Source organism: Peristeroidobacter soli (assembly GCF_004138485.1).
GTDB classification, from domain to species: Bacteria; Pseudomonadota; Gammaproteobacteria; order Steroidobacterales; family Steroidobacteraceae; genus Steroidobacter; species Steroidobacter soli.
This window is the reverse complement of the sequence record NZ_RYEV01000005.1, coordinates 664,176-679,955: the sequence shown is the minus strand read 5'-3', so window position 1 is coordinate 679,955 and position 15,780 is coordinate 664,176. Positions and strand designations below refer to the sequence as shown.

The window sequence follows — 15,780 nt, the reverse complement described above, 5'->3', positions numbered from 1 at the left end:
ATCACAGTTCGCGATCGCTCGGGCAAGTAAGACGCATCAGGAACGAATGTTTGTCACTATCGGACGCTGACGAATGCCCGTTGTCCACCGGACACCTCGATGCGGACCGGAAACACGCCAGTGATGCCTTCGACAAATGCATCCGTGTCGCCTGCCGCGTAGACGCCGCTGATCCGAATCGCCGCGGCCCGGGCGTCGCCGACCAGCAGCGGCGTCCGTGCGTAACGGTTCATTCGCTCGACCGCCGCTTCGAGTGTCTCATCGGTGAAGACCAGTTGGCCCGTTTCCCACGCGGCCGAGCGCACCAGATCGGCCAACTTCACTTCGGCGGTCGCAAGCTGCGTCGTGGAGATCATCTCCTCTCCGGGCGCAAGCGTCGCCCCGGCGTGTCGGGGAGCGTCGACGGACGCGCGTTGCTTCACTTGAACCGGCTTGGGCTTCTCGCCAGCGGCATCGGTGAACAGGTCCACGCTGCCGTGATACAGGATCACATGGACCTGGCTGGCAACCACCTCGACGCTGAACTGCGTACCGGTGGCAACCACGATCTTATCCGCGGCGGTGACGGTAAAGGGCCTGAGAGGATCTCTCGCCACGTCGAACTTGGCGCGCCCACCTACGAGCCGCAGCTCTCTCCGATCGTCCCGATAGCGAACATCGACGCGGCTTTGCGCGTCGAGTGAAATCATGGAGCCGTCCGACAAGGCGACCTGAAGGCGCTCGCCGATACCGGTCTCGTAACGCAGGGGCGCAAGATGCAACAGCAGTGTGGCGATCAGAACGACCGCGACCCCCGCCGCGAGCGCGATGAACAGGTGACGATGACGAGTGATGCGATTCCACTGCGAGGCATGGCTGCGCCGGAACGATTCGAGCGCATCACGGCGCATGTCGATCAGCTCGGGCGAGGTGCTGGTCGCCTCGAGCGACTGCCACGTTCCAGCGACATCGTCGAAGGCGCGCGCATTCTCCGGGACGGCTCGCCAGGCATCGAATTCGGTTTGAGCTTGCTCAGACAGACAGCCATCGGCCAGGCGCACACACCAGGCGCTGGCCTCCTCGATCGGATCGTTCTGCACGGATTCTGTATTGGGCTTCATGCCTCATCCTTTACGCGGCGGGTCACATGCGCCATGGCTCGGGCGAGCTCGCGCTCGACGCTGCTGAGGGAGATCTCGAAGGCGCGACCGATCTCACGCTTGTCCACGTTCTCCATCCGGTAGAGGATGAATATGGAACGGGTGCGTTCGGGCAGTTCGCGTAGCGCCGCGGTCAGCACGGAGAGTTCCTGCTGGCCCGCCGCCACCCGCTGAGCATCGAGCACGTCGACGCCCGCGTCCTCCTGCGCTACGGCGCTGGAGCGGTGATCGAAACGCACCTGGTGCCGGCGGCTACGATCGCGCAGCAGGTTCATGGCCATGCTGAAGACATAGGCGTCGGCGGACTGCAGGCGGTCCGCATCGACGCTCGCGAGGCGCACAAAGACCTCCTGGGTCAGGTCTTCGGCTTCGGCGTGGTTCTTCACTCGCCGCAGGAAAAAAGCCATCAAGCCGGGGCGAAACCGGCGAGTCAGTTGCTCGAAAGTTCCATCGGACGGCGGTGGCGAGTTCGCGCGGGGCATCTACCCTCCTCGGGCTTCCTTATACAGGACGCACGAGGAGGGAAAGTCTGTCACCGCGACTTCAACCGACTGGAATGACGGTGCTGGCGAGCCCGACCGGTTTCGCCGGGCGCTTCTTGTCCTCGGGCGCATCGTCGGGCGCAAGGGCAAGAATTCGTTGCGATTCCGCGTTCTCCAGCGCCTCATCGACGAGCTCCAGGTAGAGCACGCGTTCACTGTCGCCCTTCGCGACCGACTCAGGACGCGCGATGCTCGCGCGCCACATCGCCCCATCCCCCTGCAGCGGACTACGGGCGGCTTTGCCGCCGACGATCTGCTCCAGCGCAAATCCACCCGTGCCGTTGGCGGCAGGTCCAGCATTCACCGCCACCTTCCACCGTCCCGCCTTGGGCTTGCGTACGGTGATGACTTGCTCGGCCGCTGCCAGGCCCGCGTATGAGTGCCAGAAACACTGACCCGTGGTGCAATCGTAGAGGAACATCTCGATCTCGCTGCTGCCCGGGTCTGCAGTGGCACGAAGCTTCATTACGCCAGCGTCGTTCGGCACATCCACGGTGAGAATCCTCGGCTCACCATTCGATTGCAGGCGCTCGGTGCGTCGATCACGTGCAGCTGCATAGACATCGACGGCGGGAGATTCGATGGGACTCGCGTCTCGCGGCGCTCGAATCGACACCTGCCCACCACTGAGGACGCCTTCGATGCTGCTCGTCAGCGCCGTGAAAGCCAGCGAGTACTGCGCCTCGTCGGTTGAGACGCGCGACAAGTCCGCTTCCCGCCAACCCGAATCGTTGGTCAGCCCGAGGTCCCAGGTGCCCGCGGGCGGAGCGGCCACGACCCAGGTGTACTTGCCAGGCCGCAGCTGGGTGAACTGCAACGCCCCGACGTCTTCGGCCTTCGAGGTCGGATCCATCGAGCGCATGCGCGCGGTCAGCACCCCCTTGCGAACATCGATCTCGACCTTCAATGCCGCCACGCCGGCGGGCACCGAGATGAAGTGACTATCCGACTGCATCAACGGCACCTGACCATCGAGCTGCAACTGCGAACCCGGGGTCACCGGGATCGAGCGCGGCGCGACCACCGTGAGCAGGACTCGATGAACGATCGCGTCACTGCGCGAGTCATGCAGGTTCAGAATGGCGCTGTGTGGACCGAAGGAACTCACCTTGATGCCCACTGGCAACGACTTCGTTTCGTTCAACGGCAGACTCAGCGACTGCGCGGCGGTGAACGTGCCGTCGTTGCCAGTCCAACTGAGGCGATAGGCCTGCGCGCCCTTCGCGCCACTGCCCCGCGTGAAATGCATCATCCGCTCACCAGATTGCCCCGGTTGCCAGCCGCCGAACTCAAAGAGCCCCGGCCCCTGCGCGCCGCCCTGTGCGTAGCGAGTCAGCGGCTGAGCGACCGGCGCGCTCACGCGGATACTGGGAACATCGACCGCCCGCTGCAATTCCTTCCACGCGGCATTGATGTCCAATAAACCCGCCCCCTGCGTGTACGCCGGCACATCGGTTAGAAACCTGGCACCCGCGCTCAATGCGCGCCCCAACGACTCACGCGACACTTTCAGATCGTTCTGACGGGCCGCGCTGATCAGCAGCGCCGCCATGCCCGTGGCGTAAGGGCCGCTCGCCGACGTGCAGCAGCTGATGGAATAGCACGGCGGCAACTGCGCGGCGGGCTTGTTCTTTGGCAGGAAGATCTTGTCGTCGTTCGCGCACCTCTCGGCGGAGATGCGATGCATCGGCGCGATAAAATCGGGCTTCAACGCACCGTCGCCGCCCGGACCTTCCGACATCAACGGATGTTTCAAGTCATGCGGCAGCTCGGCGCCACCATACAACGCGGCGTAAGTCTGCGGACCGATCGAGCCGCCCACCGCAAACACGCCGTCGATCGCCGACACCAATCCCATGCCGGGAAGATTGTTGCCGCCGCTATGAAACACCGGTTTGCCCCAAGCCTTGGCGATGCGCTGGAACGCCATGCTGTAAAACTCCTGCGTCATGTTGGGCTGCGGCTCGACGCCGCGCGAGTCCGACAGAACGTCCACGTCCGGTCGCGCGGCGATCTGCGCGTAGCCTTCGATGAAATCGTAGGCTTGCGCCCCGAACTCTTGATTGCGCACGAACAACACGCGCGCATTGGGCGCAACCCCCGAGGCGAGACCGTCATCGGTCAGCGAACCCGCCGCGACACTCGCCGTCATCGCCTGATGTCCACCGCGCGATGTATAGATATGCAACGCGTCGGCTTCTCGAGCGGCGCCGACGACAAAGTCCATCGTGTAGCGCATGGGCTGAGTGAAGGTGAGCTGACGCACGTCGAATCGCTCATCCACCCGGCGCATGGGCGATTCATTCGCGAAGCTGGCATCGCCATCGCAGTCCACCCAGATATCTCCGCTGGTCGTGCTCCAGAGGACGCCGAAGTTCTGTCGCAGATTGCTTCCAACCGGCACGGAGTAGATGCCGAAGCGATAGCTGCCGGGCGTGGGAAGAATGTAGGTACGCCCATCGATGCGCTGCCAGGTGCCTGCAGCTTCGAGTCGTGTGCTCATCGCCACGCGCGTGTTGTCGCCAGATCTCGGATCGGTGGTGTTGAGAATGCCCGCGATCTTTGGTACTGGTTTTCCCGCGAGATCGAGCGCCGAACGCAGCGTCGGGTGCTGGAACTCCGGCTGGGCGCTCTCGAGCACTGCCACCGTTACACCGCGCCCATCCCACTTGGGATGCTTGGTGTGCCAGGCAGTGACACCCGTGTCGTTATCGGCCGTGAAGCCCGCCGCACGAGACTGCGCAGCGGTGAGCATGGGCAATCCCGCAAACGCCTTGTGTTGTTCCTGCGTCTTCTTGGAAGCACGCGATTCGCCACGCGGCGGCCAGGTTTCGTAACTGCGATACATCGTGGCCGTGGCTTCGTTGCGGCCTTCCTGCTCCCAGATCATGTTGGCGCCGGTCGCGATCTGGTAGCGCTCGACATCGGCACGTGCACCGATGTCGATCAGCTTCGCGATATCCAGCTCGACGCGCAGATATCCAATCTCCGGAATCTCCTTGCGTAGCGAACCACCCGCCTCGCTCACCGCCCTCTTGACGGACTCGATGCTGCCATCGCGTGCCAACAACATCACTTCGATACGTTGCTCGCCGGTCACGACCGCGCGGTTCAACAGCTGGCGATTTGAATAGGACATCGGCGCCGCGGCCTGCGCGCAAGCCGTCGAACAGATGAACCAGGCAATGGCCACTGCCCAGGGACTTCTGGATTTCATCGGAATGCTCACACTCATGGTTACATGCTCGCGCGGATGGACAGCCAGTAGCTGGCGAGTCGTGGATCGCCATAGGGACTGTAAAATCCCGCGCTGTAGGCATAAGCATCCAGCGGCGGCGACGTGTTGAACACGTTGCGCACACCGAGCTGCACTTCCAGTCCATTCAGGAATCCGCCGAGGCGACTGCCCACGCCGCCCGACATATCCAATGAATGGCGAATCACCAGATCGTGATACAGCTGGCTCGGCACGTGGCCGTTGTGGCCTTGAGTCAGCACATACGTCGCATTGGAGTTGAGCGAGGGATCGGCGGTCACGTACGAATCGAAGTAGCGCGACGACCAACCCACCGACCAGTTGTCGAGACTCCAGGTCACCGACGCATTGCCTTTGAAACGCAGCGGATAGGTGGCCGAGACCCCGACGTAGTTCGTGAGCGGGGCGCCATCCAGGAGCTGCACCTCGTACTTCGTCTGAAGCGTGCCCGCCAGAGCCACCGCCAGTTCGCCCTTTGGCAGCGTCGTCCGCCAATCCAGCGCTGCGTCGAAGGCCTCGACATTGACCTGACCCAGGTTGATCGAGGTCGCGTCGACGTGAGTAATCGCGCCGACACCGTAAGGATCGCCAGGTGCGGGCGCGGCACGGACGACCCGACCTGGGAACAGATTCTCGTACTGGATGAAGCCCAACACGCCACCGGGCGGCAAACCGATCAGATCGTCCTGCTCGGCCAGCACGTAATCGAGCGACAGACGCAGGTCCAACGCGCTGGGCGAGAACACCAGGCCCGCGGAGAAACTGCGAGACTGTTCCGGATCGAGACTGGTGGAACCACCGCCTTGTGACGTGGCAGCGATCACTTCATTGCCTCGACGCGGATCGAGATAACCTTGCCCGGCGGTGATGAGGCCGGGACTCGAGGCCACCAGCTGGGTTACCGACGGCGGCATGAAGCCCGTGCCATAGCTGGCACGCAGCGCCAACGACTTCACCGGCGAATACATCGTGCCGAACGTGAAGTCCGTCGAGCCGAGCCGCTTGGTGGCACGATCGACCTGAGGTGGCGAAGCGCTGAGCGCATAAGCGCCCGTCGAACCGTTGATCTCGTACTCATCGCGACGTACCGCCAGCTGCAACTGCCAGTTCTCTACGAGCGGCTTGCGATTGCTTGCGGACACCAACGGCACCGTGGTCTCGAGATAGGCGCTCGTAATCGTCTGCGAGCGATCGGGAAACACATACACCGCTTCCGACACGCTGTTACCCTGGTAGTAGGAGCCCTCGTCCATCTTCTCTTCGCGACGCTCCAGCAAACCGGCGAACGTCAACCGCCCCGCCGGCAATTGCCAGGCGGGTTTCGAGAACCGCAGCGACCCGTTCTGAACGGTGCTCTTGAACGGCTTGATCGAATACTGCGAATGCGCGAGATAGGGCAGGAAGTCCGTCTCGTAAAAATTCGGGTCGCGTAACGCGTCGACCGCGCCAGTGGTGACCGCCGCCGTACCCGCTGGAGTGATGAATCCCCGTGGAAATTCGAACTTCAGCTCGGCTCGGCTCCAGCCGTAGTCCAACGACACAGCGAGGTCGTTCGGCAATCTCGCGATCAGGCCCGCGTTGAGCGTTTGCCCCAGATTCCGGTTGCTGGTCTGAGTGACGAAGTCGCTGCTGGGCACCCGTACCATGACGGCTTGCTGAAAGGGATTGGTCGGCGCGTTCGCCGGCAACGTAAACACGCCTCCGACGCCCAACTCGCTGCCGCCCAGCTGCTCGTTCCACATACCGCTGACGTAACCGTCCAACGACGACGTGAACGCGTGCCGCACCGTCAACATCGCCGAGTTCAGCTCGCTCGCCTGCAACAGCGTGCGCTCACCGCCCGTCGAGACCGGAGTCAGTGCGACCTGTGCGGTCGGCGACACCGCGAAGTTGTAAGAGCCGGCATTCGCTACCAACGCCGCGCCACCGTCGCTCGCCGCCCCGGCATATCCGGCGGGCGCGTACGTGAAGAGGGAGTTGAGCGGCGTCCCGTTGTCGAGCACCAGGTTCTGTCCATTGGCGCTGGCGATGTTGGTCGTCGTTCCCACCGGCAACGTCTGCACGCTGTATGCCCCACTCGGATTGTTTTGCAACATCCGATAGCGGGCCCGTGCCAGGAAATCGCGATCGCTGGTCGACATGCCATTGGCATTCGAGGTGCTCGCGAACCCTGTGATATTGGTGCGTCCATTCGCCGAGGACCAGCCGCCGGCGACGTCGGCCCGCTGCATGGAGGAATCCGTGTCGAAAGTATTGTCGTAGCCGAACCGCACGTCGACGCCGGAGAAATCTCGTTTGAGAATGATGTTGACCACACCACCGGTCGCCGCGCCACCATAGATACCCGCGGACGTGGCCGGCAGCACTTCGACGCGCTCCACCGCACCGAGCGGGATGGTGTTGATGTTTGCCTGATACACCGTGTTGTTGAACGACGGGGCGCTGACGCGGCGACCGTCGATCAGCACCAACGTCTTGTTGCTGCCCATGCCGCGCAGATTGATCTCGCCCTGCGCGCCGCCCAGCTGTGCACCGGCATTCTGTACAGCACTCGTTCCCGTGCTGTTCATGGTCAGCCGTTGTTTGAAGAAGTCGTTGAGATCGGTGGCCCCCGAACGCTCGATCGCTTCACGATCGAAGGTGACATACGGCTGCACGTCATCGCGAGTGCGCCGGATGTCCATGTTCAGAATGCGCGAGCCCTCGACCAGCACTTCAGGAACATCCCGCCCCAACGCTGAGTCCTTCACGGCCGCGGACTTGTCGGCATCTCGTGGCAGATCCGCTTGAGCAAGCCGCACGGCTCCGTTGCCACCGGCAACGGCGAACGAAGACTTCTGATAGCCAGCGGGCGTCGTCGCCGTCGGCGCCACGATCAGCAATGCTCCGGACGATTTATCCGTGGTCAGTGTCAGCGACGTTCCCTGCAGCAGTTTCGTCACCGCTTCTTCGGGCGACAGGTTGCCGCGTGCCCCCTGCGTGCGCAGCCCCTTGAGCTGCTCCGTCTGATAGAAGAACTCGACACCGGCTTGCTTGGCCAACGACTCCAACGCGACGACCAGATCGCCCGCGGGCACGTCGATCAACTTCGAATCGGCGTGCGCGGCAGTGAACAAGGCCGACGAACAAAGAATGGCTGCGATGGCAGCGCGCAGCGAGGCAGGTTTCATATCTACGTTGCTCCCCGAACGGCTCTAACGCGGCCGTTGTAATTACCGGGACGAAGCAACGACACGAATCCCGAACGGTTCGACCCAACTAATTCGATCAATTCGCCGTCAACACGATCCGCTCGCCGTGGCGCTCCACTCGCACCGGAAAGCTGCGCTCGACCAGACGCACGAAAACCTCGACATTGTCGGAGCGGAAGTTGCCCCCGATGCGCACGGCGCCGACCGCCGCATCGTCGATGACGATCTTGGTCGCGTTGTAACGATTGAACTCGGCCGCGGCCTCCGCAAGCGGAGTGGCGCGAAACATCAAGAAGCCGGTACGCCAGGTCAAGTATTCGTCCACTGGTCGCTCGGGTTGCGCATCCAGCAGGACGCCCGCGCCACTGCCACGCGCGATGTTTCCGGCAGCGACGGTGACCGGCGGCAACTTCACTGCGCTCGTTGGCGGCTCCATGCGAACGCGCCCTTCCGTCACCACCACTTGCACTTCATCCGAGCGGTGCTCGAATCGACGCACCGAGAACTTGGTGCCCACGGCAACGACCCGCTGCTCTCCAGCCACCACCACGAAGGGCCGCGTAGGATCCTTGGCGACATCGAAAAACGCTTCGCCCCGATTCAATTGAATACGCCGCTCCGTGGCGCTGATCTCGACCCGGATTTTGCTGTCGGTGTTCAGCAGGACGCGTGAACCGTCGGCGAGTGTCACGCCCTCGATGCTGCCGACATGCGTCTGATACGCCGGCCCAGCCGACTTCATCATCCACGCCGTGCCGACTGCTATCGCTCCAACCAGGACACTGGCGGCGAGCACACGAAGCCGTACGACAGGTCGATTGCGAGGCTTGCCTGATGCTGTCTGCACCGTGACGGGCCGGCCCTGTGGCGCCTTCTTGCCAAGGAAAGGCGATCGCTGCCATTCACCCGGCGCCGGCACGACGCCCACACCGACGCCGGCGCCCAACGCCTTGAGACGATTTGCCTCACGCCACATCGAATCCAGGCGAATGAACGCCACGCGATGAGCAATGGACGCCTGCAACCAGGCCGCGAGCTCCTGCTCATCGGCCTGAGACAGGTCCTTGCGATCGCGCCTCGCCACCCAACGGGCGGCCGTCTCTTCAATCTGCGTTCTGCTTTCCATGCTCCGTCTCCGTCCGGGCGGCCGCGGTAGCGCCGCCGATATCGTCGGCGTCGCCGCCGTAGTAAAGCTCTGCCAGCAACCTGATGCCTTTGGTGATGCGTTTCTCCACCGCCCCCTCCGTAATGCCGATGCGAGCCGCCACCTCTCGCTGGGAAAGTTCTTCGACCTTGCGCATCCAGACCACGTCGCGACATTTCACGGGCAGCATGTCGAAGGCATCGGCGAGACGTCGCAGATCCTGCCGAGCACTGGTGTGATGCTCCGGCGAGATCTCATCTACCAGGACGTTCAAGGCGTCCAGATCCGCCGTCGCTTCGATGGAAACGACCCGTTCGCGCCGCACCCGATCCACCATGAGATGGCGCGCCGTGGTGAACAGGAATGACTTGGGATTCTGCGGCCGCGACCTGAGCGCGGCCTCATACACCCGGATGTAGATCTCCTGGCGCAGGTCATGAACTTCGTGATGCCTGGGCCAGATGCGGGCCAGGTACCGGACGAGGGCCGGTTCGTGCGACAGCACTTCGCGCGCGAACCAGTTGTCGAGTTCCTCGTCCATGGCCGGAGACTAACCCGCGCCGACGCGCAATACACTGGAAATCCAGCCATTTCCGCGCATACGAAGATTTTTTCGGCGCCCAGGGTGGATCGGGCGGTTTGGTTCGTCTAGGTAGGGTTGGCCCCGTGGCGCCGCTGGCTGGCTCGGGGTGCGTGTCCCGACATCTCGTACCCGCATGCTCATCAGCATGCCATTCTGTGGCACCGGCAAGGCCGGTGGCGTATTCGCGCTGGAATGGAAACTCGCGACTCCAGTTCACATTGATTCTGCCGGTCGTCGACAGGCACTCGGTAAACGCCGCGTTGTAGGCCGAGAACCGTTTCCAGGCTGCGAAAGCTCAGGCAGGATCTGCCTCAGGATATATTTCAACCAAAGGACGCCCCATGATCATCGACGCACGGAAACAAACGATCGCTGCGCTGTACGGCTGGGTGCTGACAATGACTCTCGCAGTCACGACAGGCGTAGCCGCGGAAACGCCGCGAAATCCGGGAGACTATCCCCTGCAGCCCGACTCGCTGGTCCAGCCTGGAGTGCCTCAGGGCAACTTGCTGGGACCGCTCGAGTTTCACAGCAAGATCTTTGCCGGCACCGTCCGTCGCTACTGGATCTACGTGCCGGCCCAGTACGACAAAGCCAGGCCCGCGAGCGTGCTCGTATTTCAGGACGGCCAACGCGCCACCAACCCGCAGGGCTCCCTGCGCGTGCCGACGGTGCTCGACAACTTGATTCACCGAGGCGACATCCCAGTCACCATCGGCATCTTCATCACGCCGGGCCACCTCGCCGACACCTATCCGGATACCCTGGGCATGAACAATCCCGATCATCGCGCGGCGGAATACGATGCGCTGGACGATCGTTACGCACGATTCATCGTCGAAGAAATGCTCCCCAGCATCGCCAGCCGCTACCACCTGACCGACGATCCTCGACAACGCGCGATCGGCGGCACCAGCAGCGGCGCCATCTGCGCTTTCACCGTTGCCTGGCACCGGCCGGATGTCTTCCGCAAGGTGATCAGCATCATCGGCAGCTACGTATCGATCGGCTATCGCCCGGCGCAGGACGGACAACCGCCGGTGTTGGGAGGCGATCTATATCCGGGACTGATCCGCAAGAGCCCGATCCGGCCGCTGCGAATCTTCCTGCAGGACGGCTCAAACGATCTCGATAACGAGCACGGCAACTGGTTTCTCGCCAATCAACAGATGCTGGCGTCATTCAACTGGGCAAACGCCGAGGCTGATCGGAGGAAATCATCAGGCCCGCGTTACGAAGTCACTCATGTCTGGGGCGACGGCGCTCATTCGGATACGCACGGGGGCGCACTGTTGCCGGATATACTGCGGTGGTTGTGGAGGGAGGATCGCTGATACTCAGGAATCAGACAAAGTGTCCACCCATGGATTGAACACTGGCACGCGCGCCTTTGTATATTCGGCGGTATCGCGCGAGACAACTGTGAGGCCGTGATGCTGGCCGGTCGCGGCGATGATCAGATCGGGTTGCGAATAGGTATGCCCGCTCTTACGCCCCTCCTCGACCATGAGCCGCCACTTGAACATGACGTCTTCGCATACCACGAGCGCGCGTCGCTCGAACATGGGCCGGACTTTGTGAGAGAGCCAGTCCATGAGCTCGGAGCGCCGTCCGGCATCGGGCACGAGCTCGATACCAAAGCGGATCTCAGCCAGCGTCACGACGCTGATATGGAACAGATCGAGGGGTTGGCTCGCAACGAAGGCGACCACCTTACGCTCCGGCCTCGGCCGACGCAGTTCTGAAAGAACGTTTGTATCCAGCAGCCAGCCCGTCACAGAGACATGTCTCGCACGGGCATCGGCTCGCGTTCTGGCGCGATCTCAATGTCACGATAAGGTGATGCCTGCATCGCTGCGATGAGCGCCTCACCGGTCACGTCACCTTGCATGCGTCGAAAGTCCTCAGCAGCGATCACTACCACTTCGTCGCGCCCATGCACGGTCACGTGCTGCGGCCCTTCGCTCCTGACCTTGCGGACCAGTTCGCTGAAACGCGCCTTGGCATCCTGCAGGAGCCAATACCCCCGTCGATTCTTGGCCATGGCGCGCTGGGGCTTCTTGGGGGGGCCGGATTTGGATTTGGGTGATCTAGTCATGCTGACTAGATTAGCACGACTCGCGGACTCGTGTGGCGTCGAGGTAAAGGGCGGCGATCCTTGGCAAGTCCTTGATCTATCGCTACATGTCCGTTCCCCAAGGTCATCCCTCATGTAACAGCAGCCCTCCCAGATGTCGCGTCCGCCGGCCGACCAGTTGTCGAAATCGAGGCTGCAGTCTCGGGAACCTGCTGTCAGTTGCATTGGCAGGATGCACTCGCGCCGAGGCAGCAGACAGCCTCGACTGGCGTCGGTGCGCCAACGTCCAACATGAGCACCAGAATTCCGGCAGGTCAAAGGATCGCCCCCATGGTTGACTTCGATAAGCCTTTTGACGAGATACGCAAACGCGCCGAAGCCGGTGATGGGGAAGGCGCTTTCCAGCTCTATCGTATCTTGCTCGCATGCCGCCGCCTGTCTGCCACCCAGGACGTTCCGCAAGAACGAGTCGCTTATTGCGCCACGATCCCTGCTTCGGAGAGAGCGTTGGAGTTGCACTGGCTCCTCAGAGCGGCGGAAGCGGGAGTGACGAATGCTCAGCTCGCCTTTGTGCAAAAAAGCGAGGTATGGTCAGAGCACGCGACACAGGAAATCGTTCAGGCGCGTGCGAGCATCGTGCAGTCGTTGGATAGGTCAGCTCGCGCGGGAAATCGAGCCGCGTTGGAACGTGTCTGGGAACTTCATTATTCGGGTCAGATGGGATTGCCACAGAACAAGGCGGTGGCATATGCCTATCTGATGGCTTCTGTGGATCTGAATCCGGAGCCCGACTTCAGGCAACGTCTCGAGCAGTTCGTCGACGATCCGAATCTTTATTACCGGCAACTGCGCGACCAACTCACGCCCTTTGAATTGGAACAGGCGAACACGCTGCGCCGGCAGATCGTGGAGTCGCCGCCGCCGCACTGACGCGTTCCGGCACCCACCGACGCTCAATCGCCGAGCGTGGACTCGACGCCGTTGGTCCAGTGAGGGTCCAGAGATCTTGCACCTCCCATTTTTCGGAGAAGACCGTGCGCAAGTGAGCAAACTGGCCTGGCACTTCTCTACATGCTGATGATCCGATTCTTCGGATCGCATGAGGACTACAAAAAGGTGAATGCGGAGACCGTGTAATGAAGACCACACTGATCGTCCTCCAGAACGACGCGGATCACGCGCAGGCCAAGGCGCTGATTGAGAAGCTGATGAACTCGAAGGATCCGGCCGACCAAGCCCGGATGGTGGCTCAAGCGTACCTGACCGAGGCGTATGAGCGCTCTCGGTGGCCGAGATGTGCGCCGTCGCTGCCCGACTGGTTTCACATTCCCGCGGATTTGCTCATCCCGCCTTTTAGACCATCCGAAGTCGTCGCATGAGCGTCGACTTAGAAGCAAACCCGCCGGACGGAAAGTGAGCGCCACGGTTCGGCCAACGACGTCACGCGGGCCAGATAGCAAGCTGGCACTGTCATTCGTCCCACCTTTTCCAGCAAAGTCGGAATGACTGGCTAAATCGCCCTTCCCCCATCCCCAATCTCCAAACGAAACCTCCTCGGATCCTCCTTCATCGCATTCGATTGCGCCAGCGCTCGAAACGCCTTCTCCTTCGAGCTGACATCGAGCCATCGACTGAAGCCTGCAGCAAAGGCCAGCATGCGGGGCAACGGCACGGGATGACCATTCGACATCGCCTTCAGTGCGCTGAGATAGTCGTCACGATAGATCGTGGGAATGATGATTCTTGTCAGCCCTGCATTCGACAAGAAATGATTCATGGCGATACGCGCGGTACGACCATTGCCGTCATCGAACGGATGCACTTCGGTGACGACGAACATCGCCAGCGCCGCCCGGTTGGCAGGTGTTGCGGCCGCCATCGTGACTTCATAGCCTTTCATCAGCGTGCCGACGACCTTGTCCGGGTCGACGAAGACGGTTTGCCCGGCCCGGTTTGCCGCCGTTTTGAAATCGCCTGGGTGCTTCTCCCGGCGGGATTCGATGACGAGTCGATTCCAATCTTTGAGCTGAGCGATAAACGCCTCCGCACTCTGCGGGAGGCTTGGGTCGCGCTTCGAGCGCAGGATGGCGCGGTAGGTTCCCAAGATGTCATGGGAGTCATCTTCGCGATACTGCAGTGGCCGGTCGTTGACCACGATGTCGTGCGCCACCTCGATCTCAAATTCGGTTCCTTCGATGAAGTTCGAGAAATATGTTTCGATGAACGCCTGCAGCTGCGGATCCTCATTAGCAGCCGCGGGCGGCACCACCATCGGGTTGCTCTGAAGTTCAGCGGCGAGCGTTTCGAACAACGTCACCCGATCATCGTCGTATGGGCGACGTGCGGCGCGCGCGATCGCCTGAGGCGTGATCAATGTCGCTGCCCGCGTGCCGAGCAGCGAGCCGATCATCGCATCCAGCCTTTTGAATTCCTCGTTGAGACCCAATGAATCCGCAATCGATCGGGCATGGTCGCGAAGCTTGTTGACTTCATTGCTCACGTCACGACTGATGAATCGCTCGAGCCACTCCTCTACGAACGAAGCCCCCAGCGTGCGTCGTTCGGCGGGATCGCCGCGGCTGAGCGAGAGATTCTCCAGCAGAGCCCGAGCCTGACTCGAAATGAATGCATCGGCACTCTGCAGTGGCAGTTTGATGTCTGTGTCGGTGGGACCAGGGCCCCGGGCGTAACGCAGCTTCACTCCAGGCAGTTGCACCTCGCGCCGGTAGGGGCCGGTGAGGAAGTACTGTCCGCCGGTTGTCGGCCGGTGCTCGAACGCGGAACGATGCGACACAATGCAGCCAGGCATGATGAGCGCGCAGATCTCATTGAGGTGCCTGCGGGTAACCGACTCGATGGGCGCATCCAAGTTGTCGGTGTAGATGCCGGGCGCCAGCCGCTGCAATTGCCCTTGCCGAGCCAGCCGCTGCAGGCGCCTGGCCTCGGCCCGGTCATTGCCGGCGAGCTTCAGCACGTCGCTGTTCTCCACATAAGGAAGGCATAGAAGGAAGGGCTGATGGTGTCGCTATTTTAGGGGTAAGATAGCCATTATGTCGCCATTTTAGACACAAGACGACACCTGTGTCGCCATTTTGGTCGTAATTAGGCCCTATTGTCGCCAAACTCGGCACAGCGGTTGTCGTTGACAGGCGTGGCGTCCAGGATGAAATCGGACACAGGAGTCGATGTCCTGTCTACGACTTCATCGGTTTCGGCTCGGGATCAGAGCCGACGAACTCGCCGGCAGCGTCCACTGAGTGTCTGCTTCATCCCACCCTGCTGAGCTTCATTTGGGCACTCTCAAGATCCCAACCAATCACGATCCACCCCCATGATGAAGTTGGGAACGCCGAAAAATCGCAGTGAGTCTCTGCGCAGAAAGGACAGCATGTCCCGCGTCGCGCGTTGGACGGAAGGTGTCTCACATCCAAGCGAGCATTAAGAGCGCACCTTCAAAACAAATTTTTCGGCGTGGGTGGAGCGCGACAATCGATAAAGATATCGTTCAAGAGCATAGCGCGTGAGCACCTGCCGATGGATACCTGCCTCCGCGAAATCGCGCGCGGTTGCGCCCTGCCACCGCTTGGCAAGCCGCAACGCGTGCTGACTGGATGGAATTACCATGTGTCAAAGTGTAGGCGGTTATTCATAACTGCCAACGTTTTGGCACATGACCCTCGCCGAGAAGTCGACCGACGAAGTCGTAGACGCACCTTCCGGCGTTCGTTCCAGAACCACGCGACAATGGCGCCAGCCGCCGGAATGACCAGCTTCAGAAAGTCGCTACTGACGATAGCGTCAACGAGTTCGCTCATCAGCCGCCTTCTCTTTTGCTTGCTGGATGCGTC

At 61.8% G+C, this 15,780-nt stretch carries 13 protein-coding genes; 4 read left to right on the top strand and 9 right to left on the bottom strand.

The features are described 5' to 3' along the window. Positions 1–56: 56 nt before the first annotated feature. The 6 genes from EKO19_RS24475 to EKO19_RS24450 all read right to left on the bottom strand — a co-directional run bounded on the left by EKO19_RS24475 (position 57) and on the right by EKO19_RS24450 (position 9,813). Complete coding sequence (locus EKO19_RS24475; RefSeq protein ID WP_129779475.1) at positions 57–1,100, bottom strand: FecR family protein; 1,044 nt, start codon at positions 1,098–1,100, stop codon at positions 57–59. Next, positions 1,097–1,621, bottom strand: coding sequence for an RNA polymerase sigma factor (locus tag EKO19_RS24470; RefSeq protein ID WP_129779472.1), 525 nt, complete (start codon positions 1,619–1,621; stop codon positions 1,097–1,099). Before EKO19_RS24470 ends, EKO19_RS24475 begins: the two co-directional genes overlap by 4 nt. A gap of 61 nt (positions 1,622–1,682) precedes the next feature. Continuing rightward, positions 1,683–4,898, bottom strand: coding sequence for a S8 family serine peptidase (locus EKO19_RS24465; RefSeq protein ID WP_157995417.1), 3,216 nt, complete (start codon positions 4,896–4,898; stop codon positions 1,683–1,685). Positions 4,899–4,918: 20 nt separating this feature from the next. Then, complete coding sequence (locus EKO19_RS24460) at positions 4,919–8,107, bottom strand: TonB-dependent receptor (protein WP_129779468.1); 3,189 nt, start codon at positions 8,105–8,107, stop codon at positions 4,919–4,921. Positions 8,108–8,204: 97 nt separating this feature from the next. Beyond that, entirely contained in the window at positions 8,205–9,254 is a 1,050-nt protein-coding gene (locus EKO19_RS24455) for a FecR family protein (RefSeq protein ID WP_129779466.1), read from the bottom strand. Beyond that, the gene (locus tag EKO19_RS24450) at positions 9,232–9,813 is read right to left on the bottom strand and encodes an RNA polymerase sigma factor (protein WP_129779464.1); all 582 of its coding nucleotides are present in this window, start codon (positions 9,811–9,813) and stop codon (positions 9,232–9,234) included. Before EKO19_RS24450 ends, EKO19_RS24455 begins: the two co-directional genes overlap by 23 nt. 383 nt (positions 9,814–10,196) lie before the next feature. Here EKO19_RS24450 and EKO19_RS24445 point away from each other — a divergent pair, with 383 nt between their 5' ends. After that, on the top strand, positions 10,197–11,189 hold the full coding sequence (locus tag EKO19_RS24445; RefSeq protein ID WP_217705552.1) for an alpha/beta hydrolase: 993 nt from the start codon (positions 10,197–10,199) through the stop codon (positions 11,187–11,189). A gap of 3 nt (positions 11,190–11,192) precedes the next feature. Here EKO19_RS24445 and EKO19_RS24440 read toward each other — a convergent pair whose 3' ends face one another. Together EKO19_RS24440 and EKO19_RS24435 are read right to left on the bottom strand one after the other, a co-directional pair. Next, a complete protein-coding gene (locus EKO19_RS24440) occupies positions 11,193–11,633 on the bottom strand; it encodes a type II toxin-antitoxin system VapC family toxin (RefSeq protein WP_129779462.1) in 441 nt (146 codons plus the stop codon). After that, on the bottom strand, positions 11,630–11,899 hold the full coding sequence (locus EKO19_RS24435; protein ID WP_217705551.1) for a type II toxin-antitoxin system Phd/YefM family antitoxin: 270 nt from the start codon (positions 11,897–11,899) through the stop codon (positions 11,630–11,632). The genes EKO19_RS24440 and EKO19_RS24435 overlap by 4 nt, the downstream gene beginning before the upstream one ends. A 363-nt stretch (positions 11,900–12,262) precedes the next feature. On the opposite strand from EKO19_RS24435, the gene EKO19_RS24430 reads away from it, so the two are divergent. After that, positions 12,263–12,862: a hypothetical protein gene (locus tag EKO19_RS24430; RefSeq protein ID WP_129779458.1), complete on the top strand. Its 600-nt coding sequence runs from the start codon at positions 12,263–12,265 to the stop codon at positions 12,860–12,862. 206 nt (positions 12,863–13,068) lie between these two features. Continuing rightward, positions 13,069–13,311, top strand: a complete 243-nt coding sequence (locus tag EKO19_RS24425; protein WP_217705550.1) for a hypothetical protein — start codon at positions 13,069–13,071, stop codon at positions 13,309–13,311. A gap of 131 nt (positions 13,312–13,442) precedes the next feature. Here EKO19_RS24425 and EKO19_RS38715 read toward each other — a convergent pair whose 3' ends face one another. Then, a complete protein-coding gene (locus EKO19_RS38715; RefSeq protein ID WP_175597169.1) occupies positions 13,443–14,342 on the bottom strand; it encodes a Fic family protein in 900 nt (299 codons plus the stop codon). 57 nt (positions 14,343–14,399) lie between these two features. On the opposite strand from EKO19_RS38715, the gene EKO19_RS24415 reads away from it, so the two are divergent. Next, on the top strand, positions 14,400–14,936 hold the full coding sequence (locus tag EKO19_RS24415; protein ID WP_129779456.1) for a hypothetical protein: 537 nt from the start codon (positions 14,400–14,402) through the stop codon (positions 14,934–14,936). Positions 14,937–15,780: the final 844 nt, after the last annotated feature.

What these genes read in the sequence shown, in the direction of transcription:
- EKO19_RS24415 (WP_129779456.1), top strand. Translation starts at nt 14,400, where the DNA reads ATGGTCGCGAAGCTTGTTGACTTCATTGCTCACGTCACGACTGATGAA.
- EKO19_RS24455 (WP_129779466.1), bottom strand. Translation starts at nt 9,254, where the DNA reads ATGGAAAGCAGAACGCAGATTGAAGAGACGGCCGCCCGTTGGGTGGCG.
- EKO19_RS24470 (WP_129779472.1), bottom strand. Translation starts at nt 1,621, where the DNA reads ATGCCCCGCGCGAACTCGCCACCGCCGTCCGATGGAACTTTCGAGCAA.
- EKO19_RS24460 (WP_129779468.1), bottom strand. Translation starts at nt 8,107, where the DNA reads ATGAAACCTGCCTCGCTGCGCGCTGCCATCGCAGCCATTCTTTGTTCG.
- EKO19_RS24430 (WP_129779458.1), top strand. Translation starts at nt 12,263, where the DNA reads ATGGTTGACTTCGATAAGCCTTTTGACGAGATACGCAAACGCGCCGAA.
- EKO19_RS24450 (WP_129779464.1), bottom strand. Translation starts at nt 9,813, where the DNA reads ATGGACGAGGAACTCGACAACTGGTTCGCGCGCGAAGTGCTGTCGCAC.
- EKO19_RS24435 (WP_217705551.1), bottom strand. Translation starts at nt 11,899, where the DNA reads ATGGCCAAGAATCGACGGGGGTATTGGCTCCTGCAGGATGCCAAGGCG.
- EKO19_RS24475 (WP_129779475.1), bottom strand. Translation starts at nt 1,100, where the DNA reads ATGAAGCCCAATACAGAATCCGTGCAGAACGATCCGATCGAGGAGGCC.
- EKO19_RS24465 (WP_157995417.1), bottom strand. Translation starts at nt 4,898, where the DNA reads ATGAAATCCAGAAGTCCCTGGGCAGTGGCCATTGCCTGGTTCATCTGT.
- EKO19_RS24445 (WP_217705552.1), top strand. Translation starts at nt 10,197, where the DNA reads ATGATCATCGACGCACGGAAACAAACGATCGCTGCGCTGTACGGCTGG.
- EKO19_RS38715 (WP_175597169.1), bottom strand. Translation starts at nt 14,342, where the DNA reads ATGATCGGCTCGCTGCTCGGCACGCGGGCAGCGACATTGATCACGCCT.
- EKO19_RS24425 (WP_217705550.1), top strand. Translation starts at nt 13,069, where the DNA reads ATGAAGACCACACTGATCGTCCTCCAGAACGACGCGGATCACGCGCAG.